22 protein-coding genes are annotated in these 24,800 nt (G+C 60.7%); 8 read left to right on the top strand and 14 right to left on the bottom strand.

The window, feature by feature from the left end:
• Positions 1-9 precede the first annotated feature (9 nt).
• The 4 genes from ACTJJN_RS11620 to ACTJJN_RS11605 form a co-directional block, all read right to left on the bottom strand.
• Positions 10-1,251 (bottom strand): FAD-dependent oxidoreductase, encoded by a 1,242-nt coding sequence (locus tag ACTJJN_RS11620; RefSeq protein ID WP_102689163.1) that lies wholly within the window; start codon positions 1,249-1,251, stop codon positions 10-12.
• Positions 1,233-2,144 (bottom strand): bifunctional methylenetetrahydrofolate dehydrogenase/methenyltetrahydrofolate cyclohydrolase FolD, encoded by a 912-nt coding sequence (gene folD, locus ACTJJN_RS11615; RefSeq protein WP_102689162.1) that lies wholly within the window; start codon positions 2,142-2,144, stop codon positions 1,233-1,235. Before folD ends, ACTJJN_RS11620 begins: the two co-directional genes overlap by 19 nt.
• Positions 2,141-3,007: a formyltetrahydrofolate deformylase gene (gene purU / locus ACTJJN_RS11610; RefSeq protein ID WP_102689161.1), complete on the bottom strand. Its 867-nt coding sequence runs from the start codon at positions 3,005-3,007 to the stop codon at positions 2,141-2,143. Before purU ends, folD begins: the two co-directional genes overlap by 4 nt.
• Positions 3,008-3,326: 319 nt before the next feature.
• On the bottom strand, positions 3,327-3,920 hold the full coding sequence (locus ACTJJN_RS11605) for a helix-turn-helix domain-containing protein (protein ID WP_102689160.1): 594 nt from the start codon (positions 3,918-3,920) through the stop codon (positions 3,327-3,329).
• Between the two features lie 305 nt (positions 3,921-4,225).
• On the opposite strand from ACTJJN_RS11605, the gene glnT reads away from it, so the two are divergent.
• The 5 genes from glnT to ACTJJN_RS11580 all read left to right on the top strand — a co-directional run bounded on the left by glnT (position 4,226) and on the right by ACTJJN_RS11580 (position 10,024).
• Positions 4,226-5,560 carry a type III glutamate--ammonia ligase gene (gene glnT / locus ACTJJN_RS11600; protein WP_102689159.1) on the top strand — a complete coding sequence of 445 codons (1,335 nt, stop codon included), beginning with the start codon at positions 4,226-4,228 and terminating at the stop codon, positions 5,558-5,560.
• Between the two features lie 66 nt (positions 5,561-5,626).
• Complete coding sequence (locus tag ACTJJN_RS11595) at positions 5,627-6,532, top strand: class II glutamine amidotransferase (RefSeq protein ID WP_102689158.1); 906 nt, start codon at positions 5,627-5,629, stop codon at positions 6,530-6,532.
• Between the two features lie 27 nt (positions 6,533-6,559).
• Complete coding sequence (locus tag ACTJJN_RS11590) at positions 6,560-7,234, top strand: protein glxC (protein ID WP_102689157.1); 675 nt, start codon at positions 6,560-6,562, stop codon at positions 7,232-7,234.
• A gap of 15 nt (positions 7,235-7,249) precedes the next feature.
• Complete coding sequence (locus ACTJJN_RS11585) at positions 7,250-8,575, top strand: FMN-binding glutamate synthase family protein (protein ID WP_102689156.1); 1,326 nt, start codon at positions 7,250-7,252, stop codon at positions 8,573-8,575.
• Positions 8,576-8,722: 147 nt separating this feature from the next.
• A complete protein-coding gene (locus ACTJJN_RS11580; protein ID WP_102689155.1) occupies positions 8,723-10,024 on the top strand; it encodes an ammonium transporter in 1,302 nt (433 codons plus the stop codon).
• Positions 10,025-10,144: 120 nt separating this feature from the next.
• Here the strand turns inward: ACTJJN_RS11580 and ACTJJN_RS11575 are convergent, their stop codons facing one another.
• The 10 genes from ACTJJN_RS11575 to ACTJJN_RS11530 form a co-directional block, all read right to left on the bottom strand.
• The gene (locus tag ACTJJN_RS11575) at positions 10,145-10,489 is read right to left on the bottom strand and encodes a RidA family protein (protein ID WP_102689154.1); all 345 of its coding nucleotides are present in this window, start codon (positions 10,487-10,489) and stop codon (positions 10,145-10,147) included.
• A gap of 9 nt (positions 10,490-10,498) precedes the next feature.
• A complete protein-coding gene (locus ACTJJN_RS11570; protein WP_102689153.1) occupies positions 10,499-10,849 on the bottom strand; it encodes a cupin domain-containing protein in 351 nt (116 codons plus the stop codon).
• Positions 10,850-10,884: 35 nt separating this feature from the next.
• Positions 10,885-12,234 carry an MFS transporter gene (locus tag ACTJJN_RS11565; protein ID WP_102689152.1) on the bottom strand — a complete coding sequence of 450 codons (1,350 nt, stop codon included), beginning with the start codon at positions 12,232-12,234 and terminating at the stop codon, positions 10,885-10,887.
• Between the two features lie 205 nt (positions 12,235-12,439).
• The gene (locus tag ACTJJN_RS11560; protein ID WP_102689151.1) at positions 12,440-13,219 is read right to left on the bottom strand and encodes an NAD(P)-binding domain-containing protein; all 780 of its coding nucleotides are present in this window, start codon (positions 13,217-13,219) and stop codon (positions 12,440-12,442) included.
• Positions 13,220-13,228: 9 nt separating this feature from the next.
• Entirely contained in the window at positions 13,229-14,548 is a 1,320-nt protein-coding gene (locus ACTJJN_RS11555) for an NAD(P)/FAD-dependent oxidoreductase (protein WP_102689150.1), read from the bottom strand.
• A gap of 170 nt (positions 14,549-14,718) precedes the next feature.
• A complete protein-coding gene (locus ACTJJN_RS11550; RefSeq protein WP_102689149.1) occupies positions 14,719-15,771 on the bottom strand; it encodes a proline racemase family protein in 1,053 nt (350 codons plus the stop codon).
• 15 nt (positions 15,772-15,786) lie between these two features.
• Entirely contained in the window at positions 15,787-17,415 is a 1,629-nt protein-coding gene (locus tag ACTJJN_RS11545; protein ID WP_102689148.1) for a BCCT family transporter, read from the bottom strand.
• A gap of 188 nt (positions 17,416-17,603) precedes the next feature.
• On the bottom strand, positions 17,604-18,737 hold the full coding sequence (locus tag ACTJJN_RS11540) for a hybrid-cluster NAD(P)-dependent oxidoreductase (RefSeq protein ID WP_102689204.1): 1,134 nt from the start codon (positions 18,735-18,737) through the stop codon (positions 17,604-17,606).
• Between the two features lie 5 nt (positions 18,738-18,742).
• Complete coding sequence (locus ACTJJN_RS11535) at positions 18,743-19,999, bottom strand: aromatic ring-hydroxylating oxygenase subunit alpha (RefSeq protein WP_102689147.1); 1,257 nt, start codon at positions 19,997-19,999, stop codon at positions 18,743-18,745.
• A 109-nt stretch (positions 20,000-20,108) separates the two neighbouring features.
• Positions 20,109-21,065 (bottom strand): LysR substrate-binding domain-containing protein, encoded by a 957-nt coding sequence (locus ACTJJN_RS11530; protein WP_102689146.1) that lies wholly within the window; start codon positions 21,063-21,065, stop codon positions 20,109-20,111.
• Between the two features lie 483 nt (positions 21,066-21,548).
• On the opposite strand from ACTJJN_RS11530, the gene ACTJJN_RS11525 reads away from it, so the two are divergent.
• The 3 genes from ACTJJN_RS11525 to proX are packed head-to-tail and all read left to right on the top strand — an operon-like array spanning position 21,549 to position 24,766.
• A complete protein-coding gene (locus tag ACTJJN_RS11525) occupies positions 21,549-22,709 on the top strand; it encodes a quaternary amine ABC transporter ATP-binding protein (protein ID WP_102689145.1) in 1,161 nt (386 codons plus the stop codon).
• A gap of 22 nt (positions 22,710-22,731) precedes the next feature.
• Positions 22,732-23,685, top strand: coding sequence for a glycine betaine/L-proline ABC transporter permease ProW (proW, locus tag ACTJJN_RS11520; protein WP_102689144.1), 954 nt, complete (start codon positions 22,732-22,734; stop codon positions 23,683-23,685).
• Between the two features lie 55 nt (positions 23,686-23,740).
• Positions 23,741-24,766, top strand: coding sequence for a glycine betaine/L-proline ABC transporter substrate-binding protein ProX (gene proX, locus ACTJJN_RS11515; RefSeq protein WP_102689203.1), 1,026 nt, complete (start codon positions 23,741-23,743; stop codon positions 24,764-24,766).
• Positions 24,767-24,800 lie beyond the last annotated feature (34 nt).

Here is a 24,800-nt window from a genome sequence, read left to right as displayed (position 1 = left end):
CGTCGCTCCTTAGTGGCTGGCCGCGGTAGCGCCCATTTCGTTGACTTGCTGGAAGCGGCTGAAGCGCTCCAGGGCAAAGGGTGCGATCAGTTCCGGTACCTTGCCGCCACTGGCGACCAGCTCGGCCATGGTCTTGCCGCAGATCGGCGTGGCCTTGAAACCCCAGGTGCCCCAGCCGGCGTCCAGGTAATAGTTGTGCACCGGCGACAGGCCCATGATCGGGCTGTAGTCCGGTGTCATGTCGGTGATCCCGGCCCATTGGCGCATCAGCTTGGCGTTGGCCATGAACGGGAACATCTCGATGGCGTGGGCCAGCAGGCTTTCCTTGAGGTCGAGGGTGGAGCGGGTGTTGTACAGCGGGTAGGGGTCGGAGCCGCCGCCAAAGACGATCTCGCCACGGCTGGTCTGCTGCACGTAGCAGTGCAGCGCCGACGAGCTGACCAGCGGATCGAGGAACGGCTTGAACGGCTGGGTGACCATGGCCTGCAGCGGGTAGGTATGGATCGGCGCACGGATGCCGGCCTTGGCCATCAGCAGCGAACTGGCCCCGGCCACGGCCTGCACCACGCAACCGCACTGCACGGTGCCACGGTTGGTCTTCACTGCCTCGATGCGGCCATTGCGGATCAGCAGGTCCTGCACTTCGGTCAGATGGTGGATCTCGACGCCGCGCTTGGCCGCCTGCTTGGCGTAGCCCCAGGCCACTGCGTCGTGGCGCGCGGTGGCGCCGTCGATGTGCCACAGGCCGGCCAGCACTGGCAGGTGGCCCGGGTCCAGGTTCAGGCTTGGCACCAGTTCGCGGATCTGCTGGCGGTCGATCATTTCCGTGCGGCCACCGAAGTGCCTGTTGACCTCGGCGCGCTGGCGGAAGGCGCGCACGGTGGCGTCGGTATGCGCAAGGGTGAGCTGGCCGCGCTCGGAATACATGATGTTGAAGTCGAACTCGTTCGACAGGTTCTGGAACATGCGCACCGATTCTGCGTAAAAGCGCACACCCTCACTGGTGAGGTAGTTGGAGCGGATCACCGCAGTGTTGCGTGCAGTGTTGCCGCCACCGAGATAGGCCTTTTCCAGCACGGCGACATTGGTGATGCCGTGGTACTTGGCCAGGTAGTAGGCGATGGCCACGCCGTGGCCGCCGCCGCCGATGATCACCACGTCATAGCGTGGCTTGAGGTCGCACGGTGGTGGCAGGTCGACCTCCACCGGGTAGTCGGCGCTCAGGCCGTATTTCAGCAGGGCGAAAGGCATGGGGTGCGCTCCTGGTGGGCGGCCTGTTGTTGCAGGTCGAGGGCGAGCAGGGTGTTTTTCATCAGGTAGGCGATGGTCATCGGGCCGACCCCGCCGGGCACCGGGGTGATGCCGGCCACCTGGGGCAGTGCGGCGGCGAAGTCGACATCGCCGACCAGGCGGCTGTGGCCGCCTTCGTCGATGCGGTTGATACCGACATCGATCACCACCGCGCCGGGCTTGAGCCAGTCGGCACCAATCAGCCGCGGCTTGCCCACTGCGGCCACCAGGATGTCGGCCTGGCGACACAACGCCGGCAGGTCGCGGCTGCGCGAGTGCACCACGGTCACCGTGCAGTCGGCCTGCAGCAGCAGGGCGGCCATGGGCTTGCCGACGATGTTCGAGCGGCCGACCACCACCGCATGCTTGCCGCGCAGCTCGCCACAGGCATCGCGCAGCAGGCGCATGCAGCCGCTGGGCGTGCACGGGGTGAGCACATCGCGGCCCTGGGCCAGGCCGCCGACGTTCTCGCTGTGGAAACCGTCCACATCCTTCAGTGGGCTGATCGCCTGGAGAATGCGGTGTTCGTCGATATGGACCGGCAACGGCAATTGCACGAGGATGCCGTTGACCTCGGCGTCGCGGTTGAGGCGGTCGATCAAGGCCAGCAGCTCGGCCTGGCTGGTGTTGGCGGGCAGGCGATGCTCCAGCGAGCGGATGCCCACCTCTTCGGCACGCAGCACCTTGTTGCGCACGTACACCTGGCTGGCAGCGTCGGCGCCCACCAGCACCACCGCCAGGCCCGGCTGCACGCCGCCCTGGCGCAGTTCCTGCACTTGCTCGCGTACCTCGGCCAGCACCCGCGCCGCGGTGGCCTTGCCGTCGATCAGCTTGATACCGGGAATGGCGTTCATTTGAAGATCACCGTGCGGTCGTGGTTGAGGAACACTCGGTGCTCCAAGTGGTACTTGACCGCGCGGGACAGGGCGATGGTTTCGGTGTCCCGGCCGATCGCCACCAGGTCGTCGGGCGTGTAGGCATGGTCCACGCGTTGTACTTCCTGTTCGATGATCGGGCCTTCGTCGAGGTCGCTGGTGACGTAGTGTGCGGTGGCGCCGATCAGCTTCACCCCGCGCTGGTACGCCTGGTGGTAGGGCTTGGCGCCCTTGAAGCCGGGCAGGAACGAGTGGTGGATGTTGATCGCCTTGCCGCTGAGCTGGCGGCACAGGTCGTCGGACAAAATCTGCATGTAGCGGGCCAGTACCACGAGCTCCGTGCCGGTGTCCTCGACGATGCGCATCAGCGCCGCTTCCTGGTCGGCCTTGGTTTCTTTAGTCACCGGCAGGTAGACGAAGCGAATTCCCTGACGCTCGGCCATGGCGCGCAGGTCGAGGTGGTTGGACACCACGGCGGTGATTGTCATGTCCAGCTCGCCCTTGGCGTGGCGGTACAGCAGGTCGCTCAGGCAATGGTCGAACTTGCTCACCATCAGCAGCACGCGCATGGGCTTGGCGCTGCTGTGCAAGCTCCAGTCCATGTCAAAACGCCCGGCCACATCGGCAAAACCCGCTTCCAGTTGCGGGGTGTCACCGCTCACGCCAGTGTTGTAGCGGAACACCGCACGCATGAAGAAGCGGCCGTTGTCCTCGTCGTCGAACTGCGCCATTTCGCTGATGTAGCAACCGTGCTCGGCCAGGTAGGTGGTCACCGCGGCGACGATGCCGGACACGGCCGGGCAGCTGACGCGCAGGATGAAATGGTCGGGAGCGGGGTGCATGAAAGTGTCCTCGTGGCGGGGAGAGTAGGGCAGGTCTGGCACAAGGGCGAAAGGGGATGATGCTATGTTATTTCTTCGTAGGAATATAAATTTCCTTTTGCGGATTTATAGGCGAAGTGGTGGCGTGGGTCTAGCGGTTTGTGAAATTTTTTTGCTTGAGAGGAAAGTTGGAGGGTGAGCAGGGTGGTGTCAGTTCACTATTGGCACGGCCCTTGGGCAGCGGCTTCAAGGCCGCTCCCAAAGAATCACCTGTGCTTCGGTTGTGCTGTACCTGCGGGGGCCTAATTGCCGGCGATGAGGGCGGCGGGAGATTTGCGCGTCAGTCGCTGCCGTAATTCATGATCGACAACAACCGTATCGGCACTTGCACCAGCTTCTCCGGCCCGTGGGGCGTTTCACCGTCGAACGTCAGGCTGTCGCCGGCTTTCATCGGGTACAACTGGTTGCCATGTCGATACACCAGCTCGCCCTCCAGCAAGTGCAGGAACTCCGTTCCGGGGTGGGCAAAGGTTGGAAACTCTTCACTCGCATCGTCCATGCTCACCATATACGCCTCGAAGTTTTTCTTCGGCCCTCGGGTGTGGTTCAACAGCTGGTAGGTATGGCCTTTCTCTGTGCCGCGGCGCACCACTTCCAGCCCTTCACCGGCCTTTACCAGCAAGGCGTTGCCGTCGGGTTGGTCGTACTGACTGAACAGCTTGGCCATGGGCATGCCCAGCACGTCGCACAGGCGGCTGAGGGTGTCGAGGCTGGTGGACACCTGGGCGTTTTCGATCTTGCTCAACATGCCCTGGCTGATGCCGGCGATACGGGCCACGTCGGCCAGCTTCAAGGATTGCGCCTGGCGCTGGCGCTTGATCTGCATGCCCAGGTACTGCTCCAGGCGTAGGCGCGGTTCGTTCTCGGTCGACATTCGGTGTCCTGCACGGTTTCAGTTCAAGAATAATATTTTCGCACCTGGAAAGTGCGTGAGTTTCCTTATGTGAAAGGGAGTTTCCCATAATTCAACGGGAAATGCTTGGGGGGCCAATGGTTCTATCGCCGGCAAGCCAGCTCCTACGGGGTTTGCGTGACCTGGAGGAGCCGGCTTACGGCGATCAAGGCGATCCAGTGGCAAAGTTGGCAAGGCAGTTGCATTCCTGTGGTGAAAGTAAGTTTCCTTATCTGAAATTTATCCAGGCCAACCTTGCTGTGCCCTAACCCAGGAGTGATCAACCCATGTTGCCAGCAGAAACCCAGCGCACCCTCGATCAGCACGGCATCAAGTACGTGCTGGCGCAGTTCGTCGATATCCATGGCTCGGCGAAGACCAAATCGGTGCCGGTCTCGGGCCTGAAGATGGTGGCCGAGGAGGGCGCCGGCTTTGCTGGGTTCGCCATCTGCGGCATGGGCATGGAACCGCACGGCCCCGACTTCATGGCTCGTGGCGACCTTTCCACCTTGATCCCGGTACCGTGGCAGCCGGGTTACGGCCGGGTGGTATGTGTAGGCCACGTAAATGGCCAGCCTTGGCCCTACGACAGCCGCTACGTGTTGCAGCAGCAGGTGCAGCGCCTGGCCGACAAAGGCTGGACCCTGAACACTGGCCTTGAGCCCGAATTCAGCCTGTTCCGCCGCGACGAGGATGGCAAGCTGCAACTGGTGGACGCGTCCGACAACCTCGACAAGCCGTGCTACGACTACAAGGGCCTGTCGCGCTCGCGGCTGTTCCTCGAACGCCTGACTGAGGCGTTGCAGCCGGTGGGCTTCGACATCTACCAGATCGACCACGAGGACGCCAACGGCCAGTTCGAGATCAACTACACCTACAGCGACGCCATGGAGTCGGCCGACCGCTTCACCTTCTTCCGCATGGCCGCCGGCGAGATCGCCAACGACCTGGGGATGATCTGCTCGTTCATGCCCAAGCCCGACCCCAAGCGCGCCGGCAATGGCATGCACTTCCACCTGTCGCTGGCCAGCAGCACCAACAAGAACCTGTTCCATGACCCGTCCGACAGCAGCGGCATGGGCCTGTCGAAGCTGGCCTACCACTTTGCCGCAGGCCTGCTGGCCCATGGCCCGGCGCTGTGCGCCTTCGCCGCGCCCACGGTCAACTCGTACAAGCGCCTGGTAGTCGGCCGCTCGCTATCCGGCGCCACCTGGGCCCCGGCGTTTGTCGCCTACGGCGCCAACAACCGCTCGGCGATGGTGCGCATCCCCTATGGCCGCCTGGAGTTCCGCCTGCCGGACGCTGGCTGCAACCCGTACTTGGTCACCGCCGCGATCATCGCTGCCGGCCTCGATGGCATCGACCGTCAGCTGGAGCCGGGCGAGATCTGCAACGAGAACCTCTACAACCTGAGCCTGGAAGAGATTGCCGCACGCGGCATCAAGACCTTGCCGCAATCGTTGAAGGAAGCCGCCGATGCCCTGGAGGCCGACCCGCTGTTCCGCGAAGTGCTGGGCGCCGAGATCGTCGACGAGTTCATCAAGCTCAAGCGCATGGAGTGGGTGGAGTACTGCCGCCATGTCTCCGACTGGGAAATCCAGCGTTACACCGAATTTTTCTGACCGCCCCCAATCCCTTGGGCGGCCAGCACGAAGGCGGTCGCCCACTGCCTAGTAAGGAGCATCACCATGTGTGGAATCGTAGGTCTGTACCTTAAAAAACCTGAGCTGGAAACCCAGCTTGGCAAGCTCTTCGAACCCATGCTCGAAGCCATGACCGACCGTGGCCCGGACAGCGCCGGCTTTGCCATCTACGGCGACGAAGTGGCCGATGGCTGGGTCAAGCTGACCCTGCAGGCTACTGACATCAACTACCCCTGGGTGACCCTGATGGGCCAGCTGGAAGGGCGCCTGGGCTGCTCGCTGGATTGGTTCCAGAACGCCAGCGCCGCCGTGCTCAAGGTGCACACCCGCGAGGCGTTGGCCCGCCAGGCCCTCAGCGAACTGGCCCCTGACGTGCGCATCATGAGCGCCGGGCAGAGCATCGAGATCCTCAAGGGCATGGGCCTGCCGGCGGAAATCTCCAGCCGCTTCGGCCTGGTCGGCATGAAAGGCAGCCACATCATCGGCCATACCCGCATGGCCACCGAAAGCGCCGTGACCATGGAAGGCAGCCATCCGTTCTCCACCGGCGCCGACCTGTGCCTGGTGCATAACGGCTCGCTGTCCAACCACTTCCGCCTGCGCCAGGAGCTCAAGCGCGAAGGCATCAGCTTCGAGACCGACAACGACACCGAAGTGGCCGCCGGCTACCTTACCTGGCGCCTGCAGCAGGGAGACAGCCTGGCCCAGGCCCTGGATGGCGCCTTGGAAGACCTGGACGGCTTCTTCACCTTCGCCATCGGCACCCGCAACGGCTTTGCCGTGATCCGCGACCCGATCGCCTGCAAGCCCGCCGTGCTGGCCGAGACCGACGACTACGTGGCCATGGCCTCGGAGTACCAGGCGCTGGCCAGCCTGCCGGGCATCGAGAACGCCAAGGTCTGGGAACCGGCCCCGGCCACCCTGTACGTCTGGGAACGCGAAAGCGCCTGACCTGCCACCGAACCACTGGAGAACCACATGAAGACGATCGACCTTTCCAGCACCTCGGTGCGTGTCCTCAATCAGTCCTTGCACGGTGAGGTGCAGGACCACGAATGGCGGGTGACCCACCCCGACGGCAAGCACAACCTGGCCGTGGGCATCAACGCCGCCGTGGCCGTGGATATCGAAGGCCACGCCGGCTACTACTGCGCCGGCATGAACCAGCAGGCCAGTGTCACCGTGCATGGCAACGTCGGTGTCGGCGTGGCCGAAAACATGATGTCCGGCTCGGTGCGGGTCAAGGGCAGCGCCTCCCAGGCCGCCGGCGCCACCGCCCATGGCGGGCTGCTGGTGATCGAGGGCGACGCCGGCGCGCGTTGCGGTATTTCCATGAAGGGCGTGGATATCGTCGTCGGCGGCAGCATTGGCCACATGAGCTGCTTCATGGGCCAGGCCGGGCGTTTGGTGGTGTGTGGTGATGCCGGCGATGCGCTGGGCGATTCGCTGTACGAGGTGCGTATCTACGTCAAGGGTTCGGTGCAGTCGCTGGGCTCGGACTGCATCGAGAAAGAGATGCGCGCCGAGCACCTGCAAGAGCTGCAGGAACTGCTGAACAAGGCCGGCCTGGACCACAAGGCCGCCGATTTCAAACGCTACGGCTCGGCTCGCCAGCTGTACAACTTCAAAGTCGACAACGCCAGCGCGTACTGATCCAGGAGCATTCCCATGAGCGAGCAATTCCCCCCGGTACTGCGTGAGTCGGCCACCTTCGACCGCCTGACCATCCAGGAAATCCAGCGTGCCGCCGAAACCGGCATCTACGACATCCGCGGCGGTGGCACCAAGCGCCGCGTGCCGCACTTCGACGACCTGCTGCTGCTCGGTGCCAGCGTGTCGCGCTACCCGCTGGAAGGCTACCGCGAGAAATGCGGCACCGATGTGCTGCTTGGCACCCGCTTCGCCAAGAAGCCGATCCACCTGAAAATTCCGGTGACCATCGCCGGCATGAGTTTCGGCGCGCTGTCGGCCAACGCCAAGGAGGCCCTGGGCCGTGGCGCGACCATTGCCGGCACCAGCACCACCACCGGCGACGGCGGCATGACCCCGGAAGAACGCGGCCAGTCGCAGCACCTGGTGTACCAGTACCTGCCGTCGCGCTATGGCATGAACCCCGATGACCTGCGCAAGGCCGACGCCATCGAAATCGTCCTCGGCCAGGGCGCCAAGCCGGGCGGTGGCGGCATGCTGCTGGGCATGAAGGTCACCGAGCGCGTGGCCGGCATGCGCACCTTGCCGATCGGCGTCGACCAGCGCAGCGCCTGCCGCCACCCGGACTGGACCGGCCCGGATGACCTGGCGATCAAGATTGCCGAGATCCGCGAGATCACCGACTGGGAGAAACCGATCTACGTGAAGATCGGCGCCAGCCGCCCGTACTACGACGTCAAGCTGGCGGTGAAGGCGGGTGCCGACGTGATTGTCCTCGACGGCATGCAGGGCGGTACTGCCGCGACTCAGGAAGTGTTCATCGAACACGTCGGCATCCCGATCCTGCCGGCCATTCCACAGGCGGTGCAGGCGTTGCAGGAGATGGGCATGCACCGCAAGGTGCAGCTGATCGTCTCCGGTGGCATCCGCAACGGTGCCGATGTGGCCAAGGCCATGGCCCTGGGTGCTGATGCCGTGGCCATCGGCACGGCGGCGCTGATTGCCCTGGGCGACAACCACCCGCGGCTGGACGCTGAGTTGAAGAAGATCGGCTCGGCCGCCGGGTTCTACGACGACTGGCAGAACGGCCGCGACCCGGCCGGCATCACCACCCAAGACCCCGAGCTGGCCAAGCGCCTGAACCCGGAAGAGGCTGGTCGGCGCCTAGCCAACTACCTGCGAGTGCTGGTGCTGGAAGCGCAGACCATGGCCCGTGCCTGCGGCAAGTCGCACCTGCACAACCTCGATCCTGAGGATTTGGTGGCGTTGACCGTTGAGGCAGCGGCCATGGCTCGGGTGCCGCTGGCGGGCACCGCGTGGGTGCCAGGTCAGGCGCAGTACTGACAGCCCAGCCCCGTCTCTGTAGGAGCCGGCTTGCCGGCGATAGGGCCACCGGCCGCGCCACAGCTTGAGGGCCGTGGAATGCAGGCCCGGCCCGCATCGCCGGTAAGCCGGCTCCTATCTTGTCCCGATCACACAGGAGTGCCCCGCATGAAGCTGTCTCTCGCTGTTGTGTTGTCCTTGCTCGCTACCCAGGCCAGTGCCGCCGAACCCAGCCTCGATACCGGCAACACCGCCTGGATGATCTGCGCGGCGATGTTCGTTCTGATGATGTGCATCCCGGGCCTGGCGCTGTTCTACGGCGGCATGGTGCGAGCCAAGAACCTGCTGTCGGTGTTCACCCAGCTGTTCGCCGTGGCCGGTGTTATCGGTATCCTCTGGGTGCTGTTCGGCTACAGCCTGGTGGTCAGCACCGAAGGCATGGTAGAGGGCAAGCTGACCCTCAACAGCTTTATCGGCGGCCTGAGCAAGGCGCTGATGCTCAACATCGGCCACGACAGCCTGGTGGGGACCATCCCCGAAGGTGTCTTCGCCGTGTTCCAGCTGACCTTTGCCATCATCACTCCGGCGCTGATCGCCGGCGGCTTTGCCGAGCGCATGAAATTCAGCGCCTCGCTGCTGTTCATGGGCGCCTGGTTCGTGCTGGTGTACGCGCCCATCGCGCACATGGTCTGGGGCGGTCCGGGGGCTTTGATGGTCAACTGGGGCGTGCTCGATTTTGCCGGCGGTACCGCCGTGCATATCAATTCCGGCGTGGCGGCCCTGGCTGCTGCACTGATGCTCGGCAAGCGCAAGGGCTATCCGCAGATGGCCATGCCGCCGCACAACCTCGGCTTCACCTTAGTGGGGGCGGGCCTTTTGTGGGTGGGCTGGTTCGGTTTCAACGTGGGCTCCGGGCTTGCCGCCAACCAAGGTGCCGGAGTGGTAATGCTGGCGACGATGGTCGCCGCCTGTGCCGGCATCGTCGGCTGGTTGCTCACCGAAACCGTCACCCATGGCCGGCCTACCGCGCTGGGTGCGGCATCCGGAGCATTGGCGGGGCTGGTGGGCATTACCCCGGCGTGCGCCTTCGTCGGACCGCTGGGTGCGTTGGTGATCGGCTTGCTGACCGGCGGCGTGTGTTTCTTCGCGGTGACCAAGTTCAAGCAGGCCCTGGGCTACGATGACAGCCTGGATGTGTTCGGCCTGCATGGGGTGGGGGGCATCGTCGGGGCGCTGCTGACCGGGGTTTTCGCCGCGCCGGCGCTGGGTGGTTACGTGGAGGGCGTGACGCCGTTCGGGCAGGCGCTGGTTCAGCTGAAGGGGGTGGCGTTTACCTTCGTCTATTGCTTCGTGGTCAGCTGGGCGATCCTTGGCGCGATCAAATTGACAATTGGCTTGCGCGCTTCGCAGGAGAACGAGGAGCAGGGGCTGGACTTGGCCGAGCATAACGAGCGGGCGTACAACCTCTGAGGCGGCGGGTGTACATGAGCGAAAGCTGCACTGTGCATTCCTCAACCGACAGTCGCCCGCCAGGCGAAAAAAAAACGCCGCAGGTCGGACCTGTGGCGTTTGCGGGGCAGCGATCAAAGGCTACGGCAACTCACCAAAGGCCTGGATCTCGATGAGGTACTCAGGCGCGGCCAGTTGTGCGCCCACGCATGCGCGTACAGGCGGCTCGTCTCCGACCCAGGCGTCGTAGACGGCGTTCATGGCGGCGAAGTCGTCCATGTTGGCCAGCCAGATCTGAATACGCGAGATGTTTTTCTTACTCGCGCCCACTTCTGAAAGCCAACGCTCGAGCTGGGTCAGCACGCATTGGGTCTGCTCGCCGATGCTGCCCTGGGGCGCTTCGGCGACGATGCCAGAGGTTTCGATACGGCCGTTTATCAGCACCATCTGGCTCGCACGGGCGCCAGGCTTGATCCTTTCGATCATAGACCCTCCTTAGAACAGCACGTAGGTTTTGCGCAGTGGCTCGCGAATGTCCCAGACGCCTTCACAGTTCTCCGGGAACAGCACGGCATCACCAGCGCGCAGCTCGACAGGCTCGCCACCGTCTGGGGTAAACGTGCACCAGCCGCTAACGATGTGGCTGAATTCGCGGTTCTTCAAATGGCGACGGAAAACGCCGACGCTGCTCTCCCAGACGCCGATGCTGGCGCCGACCGCTTCATCGGTCTGTGCCTGGCCGGTGGCGGCCACGGCGACGATGTCGCCGATTGGCAGTTTGGCTGGGGAGGTTTCACCCAGTGCCGACTCGGCAGCGTTTCGTACAACGGTAAGAACTTGGGTCATCAGGTACTCCTTGGTGTCTCGGTCGTTCAGGTTGGTTAGTAACTGCCTGCTTTAGCGGGAGTCAGTGAAGAAGCCTGCTGCAGGTCAAGCTTGCTCGTCTCTGGGGCCAGCCACCAAGAGATGAGTGCGCCAAACAGCGAAATGACAGCCGCTGCGAACATGGTGTTGGCGATGCCCAGCGACGCGAGTGAAATAGGCACCAGATAAGTTCCGACCGCAGCGCCAATGCGCGAGAGCGATGTTGCAAGCCCCACCGCGGACGCGCGGATCTCGGTCGGGAAGAGTTCATTGGGGTATACATATTCCAGTACCTGGGCCCCGCCGATCATCACCGCGTACCCGCCGAACAGGATGAGCACCAGGGTAGGGGACGCGTCCGGGAACATCCCCAGCAGCAGCAAGGACAATCCTGACCACAGGAAGCTGTGGATCAGCATCTTGCGCCGGCCCATGCGGTTGATCAGTTTGGTCGCCAGGAGGCAGCCCAAGGTAAACAGGAACGTAATGGCGATGGAGCCGTAGCTGGCCCAGTCACCGGTCAGTTTCAATGCTTGCAGGACTTTGGGGGCAAACGCATAGATGGCGAACAGTGGAACAATGGCACAAGTCCAGAACAGCGTGATGAATGCCATGCGCTTGCCATAGCCGGAGTGGAACAGCGACCACACGGAAGTTGGCTTTTCGCTTACCGCTTCTGGCAGATCACTGATGGAATACGAGGGCCCGTATACCTTCTTGATCACCGCATCTGCTTCAGCCACGCGCCCTTTGTTCAGCAGCCAGCGTGGCGACTCCGGGGTGCCAGAGCGGGCGATCAGGAACAGTGCGCCAGGTACCACCGCACTGGCCAAGACCCACCGCCAGCCGTCATCACCCATGGCGCGGAGCAAGAGTTCACCTACCAGGTAGGCGACTGCGGCGCCTGCGAACCACATGAGTACCATTGCAGCCAGCAAGGGGCCTCTGTGCTTGCGGGGCAAGAATTCGGCCAGCAGGGATGTGGCGATCGGGTAGTCAGCGCCGACAGCGATACCGATCAGCAAGCGCCAGGCAAACAGGGCCCACGCTGACTCCACCCAGAACTGCGCGACCGAAAAGCCTACGATGGCGATCAAATCAACCAGGTACAGGATTTTTCGGCCGTACTTGTCAGTGAACCACCCGCCTAAAAATCCACCTAGAAAGACCCCAATCAAGGCGGACGCTGCAATCAGGCCTTCCCAAAAAGCACTAAGGGAAAGGGCGCCTGAAATCTGAACCATGGCAACGCCGATAATGCTTAATACATAGCCGTCAAGAAACGGCCCCCCCGACGAATAGACCGCTAGTTTGCGGTGAAACGCATTGAGTGGAGCATCCTCGACGGAACGTTTTGAAACTGACATTTACGACCTCTTGTTTTTATTGCGCGCACAGTCATCGGCCCGATGGCGGGTCAACTATGCGGGTTATAACTAGCGGGGGAGGCGCCTTGTCCAATGGGTGACTTGCGCACCTTGGCATCCTGCCTTGCGTCACTATGGCATCGATTGTTAACAGGCCATATAACGCACAGGACAAGTCATAACAGTAATCGGGCTTTTCGATTCTTTACTGCGGTGGTCGAGTTCGGGTAAGAAGTGCGTCCAGTACAACTTCACAGGCAGCTCCCCAGTTGGCGCTTACCGGTTGGTGCATCAACACGGACAGCCCTTCGGCAGAGAAAGTCCCCGGAGTTGCAATTGCCCAGCCCAGTGACTGGAGACTTTTGTCGGGGTTGGATTCCGCAGAGCCTACACAGTCCTTGATATTGCCAAGCACCAAGGCGCGGGCCTGGTCAGCGGGCAATCCTTTTTCACTCAACCATTGCTCAAGATCGTGCAGCAAGAAGTAAAACCAGCTGTTCATGCACGCTGCGACGGTTGCAAGCTCGAACGAATCTTCGTCTTTCAAGGTCACCAGCTGGCCCAACGTTTCGAGCAGGTTCGCCGTCGCCGCATCAGGCGGGCAGACGACAACCGTCGAGCGGTTGAGCTTGGCTGCGCATGAGAGCATTGCCCGCACGCAGTCGGCTTGCGGGAATGCGGTGCGCAGTTGCTTCAGGCTTATGCCTGCCGCAAGCGAGATCAGCTTTTGGCCGGGCTTCAGGTGAACTTCATTTGCCACGCTTGTGATATGTTCTGGCCGGACGCCGAGCAGCACGGTTTCGCTGCAATCAACGACCGCCTGATTGTCTTGCAGAACCTGGCATGCGCATTCTTCAGCCAGGGTCTGGGCGCGTTCCGTGTTTCGCGGAGACAGCATGATCACGCCGGTAAACCCGCCGCTGCGCAATCCGCGAACGATGCTTTCAGTCAGTTCACCTACACCGATAATGCCCAGGCTCTGCATGTCGTCCCCTTAGCTTTCCATTCCGGCGCGGTGCTGACCCCAGCGCAGATTCAAGTTCACGCCAACGCTCAGAAACGGTTCGGGAGGGTTGCGATTCGGCCCTTCGGCACTCAACAGGAAATCAGTCAGCTCATCGCGTTCGCCGGCGAGCCAGTTGGCCAGCAAAGTGCCGGTCACGGTGCCGCGGGTGATGCCCAGGCCATTGCAACACAGCGCGCCATGTACATTGCGCGCGAGTGAGCCGAAGTGCGACATGTGGTTGCGCGACAAGCACATGGAACCACCCCAGGTGTACTCGAACGGCAAGCCTGAAAGCATCGGGAAGCGTCGTTCGAACGAGTCCCTGTGCTGGCGCCCGGCACGATCCAGATAATGCTGGTGGGCACGACCATCGGCATTGAAGCTGAAACTGTTGCGCACGAGCAGGCGTTGATCGGGGGTACGACGTAATGTGCTACCGAACGGATCTGCGGGGATCACGCCCCAGGTTTCCTTGCCGCCGAGTCGCTGCTGTTCCTCTGCCGTCAGGGGGCGAGTCATGCTCGCGTAGGTGAAGATAGGCAGCAGACGGCCCGGCAGGAAGCCGAAGTGCGAAGCAAAGGCGTTATTGGTGAGCAGCAATTGGTCGGCGATGATCTCGCCAGCGTCGTGCCTCAGCGTGACGCGGTCGCCCTGTTCGATAGAGGTGATGACCGTGCCCTCGTAGAGGGTAACGTTGGCCGGCAGCGTCTCTGCGAGCCCTTTGGCCAGTGCCGCTGGCTGTAGCAGTTTGGTACCGGGGGTATACAACGCCTTTTTGTAGAACGATGTACCCAGATGATCGGGAAGATCTTGTGCATCAATCATTTCATAGGGTTGGTCAAGCTTTTCGAGGCCACTGCGATATGCCTCCAACACCGCAAGCCCCTTGGCTTCCACGGCAGCTTGATATTTGCCATCTGGCCTTATCTGGCAGTCGATGCCGTGCTCTTTGATCAATTGCTCAAGGATGCCCTGCGCCCGCAGATTGAGCTTCAGATTCATCCGGGCAGTCGGCAGCGGGCCAATATAGTCCGCAGCACCAATGTCATGAGGCAGGTCGATGGCGAAGCCTGAGTTGCGCCCGGATGCGCCAAACCCCACGACTTGGGCCTCGATCAGAATGATTTCGTCTGCTGGAAAATGGAAGGCGAGCTGGCGTGCCGCAGCGAGGCCGGTGAAGCCTGCACCCAATACAACCCAGCGTGCCGAGCTGCGGCCCTTGTGACCAGGTTTTGGAGTGCGGGCCGGGCTCAGGTGGAACCAGCCACAGCCGTTGTCATCCGCAGGGGTGGAAGTGCTTCTGTACATGCGAATCTACTTTTAAATGTTGTTTGAGTCACTATCGCACCCATCGCCGCGTGAAAATATAACGGCCGGGACGACTCATGGAAGGTTCTGGCTGCGCCTTGAAAGACATACGCCGCGGTCCGATCGGAGCCGCGGCGTGCGGTTTTTTTCAATGGGACTGAAGGCTGGTATCAGGCCCAGATGTCGCCGATGGTGAAACCTTCGGTGAATGGATCGTCATGATCCAGCACGAACGTGTTCAAACCATAAATCCAGCTTTTGCCGGTAATGGTCGGTACCACCGCCTTATGGCTGCCGATGGTGGTTTCGTCGATCAGGCGGCCGGTATAGATGTTGCCGACAATGCCCTGGTGCCGGAATTCTTTGTTCAGCGGCAGCTCGCCTTTGGCGTGCAGTGTCGCCATCTTCGCGCTCGTGCCGGTTCCGCATGGGCAGCGATCGAGGGCGCCTGTCCAGGTGGCCGGGTCATCCCAGGAGAAATCGCCCGAAGCCATGGTCACGACATTCTTCCAATCGGCTTTAGGGTCATCGGTAGGCCCCGACAGCTGCGAGATCGTGATGCCGACACCTGGATAGTCGGGATGCGCCACCGGCAATTGCTCGATGGCCGCTTCCCGGATCATCGAAGAAATACGCGCGATCTCGCCGCCGTGCTGGGGAATCAGCTCAAGACCCTTGAACTGACGTACATCCGCGATCACGTAGAACATGCCACCCCAGCCGACATCGACTTTGACTTTGCCCAGGTGCGGCACGTCGATGACGGCGTCCAGGTGCGCAGCGAAGGCCGGCACATTCTGGAAAGTAACGCCTTTGACCTTGCCATCCTTGCACTCTGCCTTGATACGGATCAGCCCAGCTGGGGCTTCGAGCACCAGTTCGGTCAACGGTTCTTTCATGGGCAGCAAGCCCATTTCCAGCAATACGGTAACGACAGAAATGGTGTTGCCGCCAGACATCACCGGGTACTCGATCTGCTCCATGATCACATAGCCGGCGTCGGCTTCCGGGTGGCAAGGTGGAACGATGATGTTGCAGCAGTGCGCAGGGTAGCCACGAGGCTCACGCAACATCAGTTTGCGCAGCTGGTCGTCATTTTCCTCCAGCCACTTCATCTTTGCATACACGGTGTCGCCGGGCACATGAGGTACGCCGCCGGTGATCACCCGCATCGGAGTGCCGGCGTGGGTGTCTACTGCGTGGATCGTGCGCTTGAAAGACATGATGAGTATTCCTTGTTATTGGCTAACGCGTTTCGGGGAAGGGTGACGGTGGGTCTCGACAACTGTGGGGGCGTCGATCACGTCCTTGTTCGAGAGCAGGCTGCGGCAGAGGGTGTAGGCGGTCAGCAGCATGTACACAGCGATAGGCAGGCCGACCACGATGCTGGCCATTTGAATGGCCAGAAGCCCGCCCGCAATGATCAGGCTGCCCGCGATAGCACCTTCGAGTACGCACCACATGATTCGTATCCACTTGGGCGGGTGTAGCGACCCAGAGGAGTTCAGCGTCGATATCACCTGTGTCCCGGCATCGGCAGCGGTAACGAAGTGCACGGCAAGCAGCAGGCATACGACCAGGCTCAGGATGCCGCCGACGGTCGGGCCGTCCAGCCTGCCGAGGAAGGTGAACATGGCAGTGGTGGTTTCGCGACGGGTTTCTTCAAGAATCGGACCGCCTTTGAACGCACCGGCTGCGGACTGCTCCGCCACGGGCAGGTTGGCGTAGGCATGGCGCACCTGTTGTTCATCTTTCAGGGCGGTGCCACCGAATACCGACATCCAGATCAAGGTGACGATGGTGGGCACCAGCAGCGCGCCGAAAACCAGTTCCCTGACGGTGCGGCCTCGCGAAATCTTGGCGATGAACAGCCCTACGAACGGCCCCCAGGTCATCCACCATGGCCAATAGAACGCGGTCCAGGTTTTCTGCCATTCGCTACCCGCTTGGGCGTCCGTCCAGAAGCTCATGCCCACGATGTTCTGCATATAATCACCGGTCGTTTCGAACAACAGGTTCATGATGAAGTTGGTTGGCCCCAGCGCCAGCACCACGGCTACCAGTCCCAGAGAGATCCACATGTTCAATGTGCAGAGACGTTTCATCCCTTTGGACACACCGGCGAGCAGAGATATGGAGGCGATAATCGTGACCACGACGATAATCGACAGCTTGAAAGTCAGGCTGACGGGAAAGCCGAAGACGTGGTGCAGCCCCATGTTGATTTGCTCGACACCGAGGCCGAGTGCCTGGGAAACGCCGAAAGCTGTGACGACCGCGCCGACGATATCGACCGTGTGACCAATCGGGCCGTAGATCCGGTTTCCAATTAGGGGATAGAGAATCGAGCGCAGCGCCAGGGGCAGGCCTTCGCGATAGGCAAAATAGGCCAGGCCCAAGCCGATGATGGTGAAGATCGACCACGGGTGCAGGCCCCAGTGCAGCATGGTGATGCGCATCGCCATGCTGGCGGATTCATCCGTGAACCCCGGAGTGAACGGGTTGCTTGCATAATGCAGCACAGGTTCGGCAACCGACCAGAAGATCAGGCCCACGCCCATGCCGGCGCTGAACAACATGGAGATCCATGCCGCGAAACTGTATTCGGGCTTTTCGTCAGGCCGCCCGAGACGCAGGGTGCCGTAGCGGCTCATGGCCAACACCGCCAGCACCAGCAGCACGCCGCTGACCAGGGAGATATAGAACCATTTGAAGTTGTCGAGAATGGCGTCCGAGGCGAGTTTGAAAACGCCCGTGGCTGATTCTCCATAGATGCCGCAGAAAATGACGAAGGCCATGACCAGGGCAAGTGACCAGACGGTCACGGTGGGGTTCAGGCCCTTTAGAAGGCCTTGTTTTGCACGCATCGGCTATATCCTTTTTATTCTTGAAAGCTGTAAATCAGCTCGGCATATCGATGATCGAAACGTAACGAAAAAAAGCTGATGCGCGGCGCTAGCCGCGCACCAGCCAACCCAGGTATCCACCTGGAAGGGTGATGTTCAGGTTCTCCAGAGAGGGGCCCGCTCCATGGGAGTAGGGCACCAGGTCGATGTCAGAGGTCGACAACCAGGTTGGATGTCGGTCGGCTGCAGCAGAGCAAGCGCAGGCCTTTGTCAATTTCGCGCTGGCGGATACCGCCGTTGTGGTGCATTTCCACAGTGCCTTCCAGTACGGCGGTCTTGCACGTGCCGCATACGCCCTGACTGCATGACGACGGCACTACTGCACCCGCTTTTTTCGCAGCAGCGAGCACGGTCTGGTCGCCGCTCATGGTGAATTCCTTGCCTGACCGTGCCAGGCGCACCGTAAAGGTGTCGGCGGCGGGTGCTGCGTCGGCCGAGGCGGGCGTTTCAACTTCCACTGCGGCTTCGGCGTTGATATCGAAGCTTTCCTGATGGTAGTGGCGCATGTCGAAGCCGCCGCTTTGCAGCAGGGCTTTCACCGCGTCCATGTAGCCTTTCGGGCCGCAGGTGAACACCTCCCGCTCGAGGAAGTCAGGGACCAGCTGTTGAAGCTGCTCGACGGACAACCGGCCGGTTGGCCCCTGCCAGTCCGGTTCGTCCCCGTTGCTCTCGCAGAAGAAGAAGGTCTTCAGGCGTGGCATGGAGCGTTCGAGGCGCGACAACTCATCGCGGAAAATGATGTCTTTCGGGGTGCGGGCGCTGTGCACGAACACGATGTCCAGGTCGGCATGCAGATCCGCAGCGGCGCGAGTCATGGCCATCACCGGCGTTACCCCCGAGCCCGCCGAGAGGTAGAGCAACTTTCTGGCCGGTGCGGCTACGGGGGTGAAGATGCCGGCCGGGCCGGAAGCCACGAGCGCATCACCGGCACGCAGGTTGTCGTGCAGCCAGTTGGAGACGACGCCGCCCGGCACCCGCTTGACCGTAATGCTGAAGGTGAAGGGGCGCGTCGGCGTCGACGACAGGGTATAGCAGCGGGAGATGCTCTCGCCGTTCACCACCGGCGACACGGTGAGGAACTGCCCTGGTTCGTATGCCAGCGCGTGATAATCAGGGCAATGGAACACGAATGTCTTGACGTCGTGGGTTTCGTCCACGACGGTCAGGCATTCGATTCGCTTGGTTTCGCCGCTCGCCCACTGCACGCCAAAGGTCGCCCAGTGGTCGGTGTCGGCGAAGCGCTGATCAGCCCGCAGGCTGGCAATATTCTCGATCATGCCCATCACCATTAAATCCCGTGTGCTGCGAGGCGAGTGGAGTACCAGCGTGCAAACTGATCAACATACGGCTCGGTGAATTGAGAGTACGGTCCGGGTACGAATGCCGGATCCTGGGTGCCGCTATGGGTGATCGCGACGAGGCTTGCGTCCTGTTGAGTCGTGGCGACCCAGACTTCGGTCAGACGCTGCAGGTCGTAGTCGACGCCTTCCACCGCATCCTGGTGAACCAGCCACTTGGTACGGACCAGGGTTTTGTCCGGCGACAGCGGGAAGATCCAGCTGATCATGGCGTGGTCGCTCATTACATGGGTCCAGGCGTTGTTGCCCCACATGTGAGTATCGCCGAGATCTTTGCGGGTGAGGTTGCCGAGCAGCTTGGTGCATGCCACCTTGGTGTCCAAGGTTTGCGATTCGCCGGAACCGGCGATGATCATGCGCTGGGTGCGGAATTGGGTCGGGGCATCGTCTGCCAGGTGTTCCACCGTGGCATAGAGCAGGCCGTCGCTTTCCCAGTTGGCTTCGATGCCGGCTTTACGAATCTGATAGGCATCGTAGGAAGCCCGCTGCTCGTCGGTCATTTCCTCCAGGCTTACACCCAGGTCTTCCGACTGGTAGGAAACGATCAGCTCAGGGTGAGTCCCTTCGCAGTGATAGCATTCGCGGTTGTTCTCCATGACCAGTTTCCAGTTGCCGTTCTCGACATAGTCGAGCTCGTAGGCAATCTTGGTCTTGGTCAGGTCAAACGGTTCGAAGCGCGGGCGCATGGTGTCCGCCAGGACCTTGATGTCCTCTGGCGGCGTATCGCTCAGGCAAACGAATACGTGGGTGCCAATCACTTCGCAGTTGACCGGGATCAGGCTGCGGCATGAAGGATCGAAATCGGTACCCATGTGCTTGGCGTGCTTGAGGCTGCCGTCCAGGTCATAGGTCCACTGGTGGTAAGGGCAGACCAGCATGCCGACTGTGGATTTGCCAGCCTCTTTCAGGCGTGCACCGCGGTGGCGGCAAACGTTGCGGAATGCGCGGACCTGCTCGTCGTCGTCACGCACGACAATGATCGACGCTTTGCCGATATCGACCGTGTACACATCGCCAGGCTCAGCGACGTCAGCGGTAACGGCAACCAGAATCCAATGTTTGTGGAAGAACACATCAAGATCGTTTTCGAATACGTCTTGGCGACTGTAGAGTTCGCCAGGCATACCGAAACCAGGCTTGCGAGAATCCAGCAACTCGCGATGCGTTTTGATAGGGGAAGTGCTCATTGTAATCCTCACGGGCTCTTATTTTTAGTTCGCCATGAACGCCAGTGGATTATTTGAGCACGCCCATATCTCGTCAACGCACCAATTCTTACGCTTGCATAACTCCAAGTTATTCAGTGACGATTTTCTTGGTGGGTGGCACCGCTTTACTCTGCAGCCATTGGACCACGGCGGTCACGTTCGCTGTTACGGGACGACCTTTTGGCACGATGAGGTAATACGACTTCTTGGGCCTGACGACGAAAGGTTCAAGTTTGACCAGCTCACCGCTGTCAATCAGGTGATCGACCATCCTTCCCCACCCCAGTGCGATGCCGTAACCGTTGACTGCGGCATGAATGGCATCGGTGTAAAGGCTGCAACGCAGGTTGATGGTCAGCTTCGAGTAATTGGCGCCTAGCTCCTTGAACCAGGCCGGCCAAGTGATCCAGCCTTCCGAGGTGGCTTCTGCGTCCAACAGCCCAGCGGTAGTCAGATCTTCAAGGGTTGATGGCATGGGGTTGCGAGCCAGCCAGGCCGGAGAGCACACCGGAAAAACTTCTTCTTCGAACAAAAGAATGGCCTCACCGTCATCCCAATGACCGTTGCCGAAACGAATGTCCATGTCGAAATCCGGCGCCTTGAGGTCTCCCAGAAACATCTGGGTCGACAGCCTGAGCCTGACGTGGGGTAGGGCATCTACCAGCGTATTCAGGCGCGGCATTATCCGGAACTGGGACACGGGCGCGGTGGACGACAGGACGATTTCCTCCTTTTCATTACCTTCCAGTATCTGGTCGAACCCGCTGGCAATTTTCTGCAACGCCTCTGAAATGATGGCGAACAGGGTCTGGCCTGCCTCGGTCAGGTAGATATTGCGGTGCATGCGCTGAAACAACTGAGCGCCAACATTTTCTTCCAGAAGCTTGATCTGCTTACTGACAGCGGCTTGGGAAACACCCAGCTCTGCCCCGGCGAGCGTGAAGCTGTTGTGACGCGCGACGGCTTCGAACTGGAGTAAGGCGGTCATGGACGGGATGATGCGCCGGTAGCCTTTATGTTTGTTATCCGTCTCGTGGTTTTTCATACGGGGTCCGCGCGATGTGCTGAAAGGGGGCGTCAAAAAGTAAAGCTGATCGAGAACAGCTTGGCAGCACGTCCCGCCAAAACAGGCTTGGGCTTGGTCATGTGCGCCGGACAGGGTAAGGCGGCGTGCGGTGCATGGCTATAGCAAAAACCATTTCAATTTCAGGTTATGGCGGCGTGAGATGAAGTTATGCAAGGCGCTTTGCTGGCATGTTCTATCGCGTCTGCCTGGAAATTACATTTTTTGACTGAGGCATACAATGAGGTCGGCGCAGTCTGGCCTACAGTGTGTTTAAGTCGAGATAAAAAATGGATCGCAAGCTAAGCAATTTGTACATGGAGGTCATGTACATCAGTGCCCGTGCTTATCGCCCAGGGCGCCTCGTCTAACTTATCGCTCGCACCTGCAGAGCGACCTGCCAGTTGTATGGCGACTCCTTTAACGAGTCGGCTAATTGGTCACAAATATAATAAAGAGGGTCGTATGAGTGAAGGCAACGAAATCCTTTCGGTGAAGAACATCTTCAAGGTGTTTGGGCCCCGTCCTGAATTGGCCATGGACATGCTGCGAAAGGGCGCGCACAAAGATGAGATTTTCAAAAGCACGGGGCACGTGGTTGGCGTATTTGACGCCAGTTTCTCCGTCAAGCGAGGTGAGATTTTCGTCATCATGGGCCTGTCCGGCTCAGGCAAGTCGACCATGGTACGGCTGTTCAACCGCCTGATCGAGCCCACTTCCGGCAGCATCCATCTCAACGGAAAGGAAATCACCGGGCTTTCCGACAAGGCCCTGCTCGATGTGCGCCGCAAGGAAATGGGGATGGTGTTTCAATCCTTTGCCTTGATGCCGCACATGAGTGTGCTGGAAAACACCGCCTTCGGTCTGGAGATCGCCGGCGTGCCCGAAACCGAGCGTCACAATCGCGCACGCGAAGCGCTGAGCCAGGTCGGCCTGGCCGGCCACGAGCATAGCTATCCGCATCAGCTATCGGGCGGCATGCAGCAGCGTGTAGGCCTGGCCCGGGCGCTGGCCAACGACCCGGCGATTCTGTTGATGGATGAAGCATTTTCGGCCCTCGACCCGCTGATTCGCAGCGAGATGCAGGGCGAACTGATTCGCCTGCAAGCCGAGCAGCAGCGCACCATCATCTTCATTTCCCACGACATCGAGGAAGCCATCCGCATCGGTCACCGCATCGCGATCATGGAGGGTGGGCGCGTGGTGCAGATTGGCACCCCGCAGGAACTGATCAACCAGCCGGCAAACGACTATGTTCGCACGTTCTTCAAGAGCTTCGACAGCTCGCGGGTGCTCAAGGCTGGTGATTTGGCCAAGCTGGATCCGGCGGTGGTGTGCAAGGTCAATGGCAAGGCGCCAAGTTTCAAGGCCGGCGTGCCGTTTGGTTACTTGATCGACGACCAAGGGCATTTGCTGGGTGTGGTCGACACCGATGCTAGCGGTGCGTCAGCGGGTGATCGCTACAGCCTTCACGAGCAGCGTCCTGTCTTCATCGACACACCATTGCATGAAGTGCTGGGCATTGCGGCTGACCTGCCGTATCCGGTTCCGGTGTTCGACCGCCAGGGCGCCTTCCGGGGGACGGTATCGAAGAACGAGCTGTTGCAGACCTTGAGCCGCCACTAATCACAACAAGAGGTAAGCCCTCATGTCCGAATTCAGCCTTCTCGACCCGTTCCAGGCCGCTACCATCCCGTTGGGCGACTGGGTCACCGCAGCCTTGAACTTCCTTGTGCACAACTTCCGCGAGGTTTTCCGCGCCATACGCTGGCCGATTGACCAGGTGCTGAACGGCATCGAATTTACCCTGCAAAGCATTCCACCCACCATCGGCATCATCCTGTCGTCGTTGCTCGGCTGGCAGCTGGCTGGCAAACGCATGGCTGTCCTGTGCTTCGTCACCCTGACCTTGCTTGGGCTGATCGGAGTCTGGAGCGAATCGATGACCACCCTGGCATTGGTGCTGACGTCGGTGTTCTTCTGCGCGGTCATTGGTATTCCGCTAGGCATCCTCAGCGCTCGCAGCAACCGCCTGGAGAGCGTCATTCGACCGTTGCTCGACGCCATGCAGACCCTACCGGCGTTCGTTTACCTGGTACCTGTGGTGATGCTCTTCGGCATCGGCAACGTGCCTGGAGTGCTGGTGACCATCGTATTTGCTCTACCGCCGCTGGTACGTCTGACCAACCTGGGGATCCGCCAGGTGCCGGAAGACAAAATCGAAGCCGCCCGTGCCTTCGGCTGTACCCCATGGCAGATGCTGACCCGCGTTCAGCTCCCGCTGGCCACCTCGACCATCATGGCGGGCCTCAACCAGACGCTGATGCTGTCGTTGTCGATGGTAGTGATCGCCTCGATGATTTCGGTGGGGGGGCTGGGTCAAATGGTGCTGCGCGGTATTGGCCGACTGGACATGGGTGTGGCTACCGTTGGTGGAGTAGGGCTTGTGTTGTTGGCGATTTTCCTCGACCGCCTCACCCAGGCCATGGGCGCCCGCAGCAGTGCGGACCCGAGCCTGCGCTGGTATCAGACTGGGCCGCTGGGGCTTTTGCTGAAAGTGTTCGGCTTGCGCCACTCCTCGCGTCGCCGCGCTGCCGTGTAACGCTGATTGATTTGTAGTGTTGAACCGCAACAACAACCATAAAAAGGTAAACGACATGACTCATTTCGCACCTCGCAGGATGTTCGGCTACGCAGCAGCGTGCGTGCTTTCTCTTACTTCACTTTGCGCGAGTGCTTCGTATGAAAAGCCCGGCGAGGGGGTCAAGGTTCGCCCTTCCTATCCCATCGCGATGGAAGAGCGAGTGTTGGGTGAGATTGCAATCGCCGGGTTGAAGGAACTGGGATACGACGTCAAGACGCCCAGTGAAACGGAAATCCCGACGATGTTGCTGGCCGTCAGCTACGGAGACGCTGATTACACCGTGAACCTGTGGGAGAAGCTGCATGCCAGCTTCTACAAACGGGCTGGCGGCGACGACACCATGGTCCGTGTCGGTGACATGGTGCCCGGGCTCGTTCAGGGCTACATGATCGACAAAAAAACCGCAGAAGCTCACAACATCCGTTACATAACGGACATGAAGAAACCTGAGATTGCCAAGCTTTTCGATACCGACAATGACGGCAAGGCCGATCTCACCGGTTGCAACCCTGGATGGGGATGCGAGTTGGTGATCGAACATCACCTCAAAGCTTACGATCTCAACAAGTCGATCACACATGTGCGCGGTTCCTACACTGCGCTCATCGCCGACACCATTGCCCGTTTCAACGAAGGCCAGCCGGTCTTCTACTACGCCTGGCTACCGCAATGGGTAGGCGGCATTCTCGTAGAGGGCCGTGACGTAGTGTGGCTGGAGGTACCCAAAACTGATTTGCCAGACGGCGACAACCAGGCCGACACCACCTACCAAGGCAAAAATCTTGGCTTTGCCAAAGACAAAGTGGAGGCCGCGATCAACAAAGAGTTTGCTGAGGAGAACCCGGCACTTGTCAAGTTTCTGTCCCAGTTGCGGGTGAGTTCGGAAGATATCTCGGCAGAGAATTTCAAGCTTCACGAAGGTGAAGACAAGATTCCCGACATCCAGCGCCATGCGAAGGAATGGATCGCTGCGCATCGACAAGAGTTCGATGGCTGGCTTGAGAATGCTCGCAAGGCTGCGACCGTAACCGATCGCTGATTACGCAATCATTCAATCCCACTTATTCGCCCAG

The sequence above is a fragment of the Pseudomonas sp. 22515 genome (genome assembly GCF_052044625.1).
Lineage (GTDB): Bacteria > Pseudomonadota > Gammaproteobacteria > Pseudomonadales > Pseudomonadaceae > Aquipseudomonas > Aquipseudomonas alloputida.
This window is presented reverse-complemented; position numbering and strand designations above follow the sequence as displayed.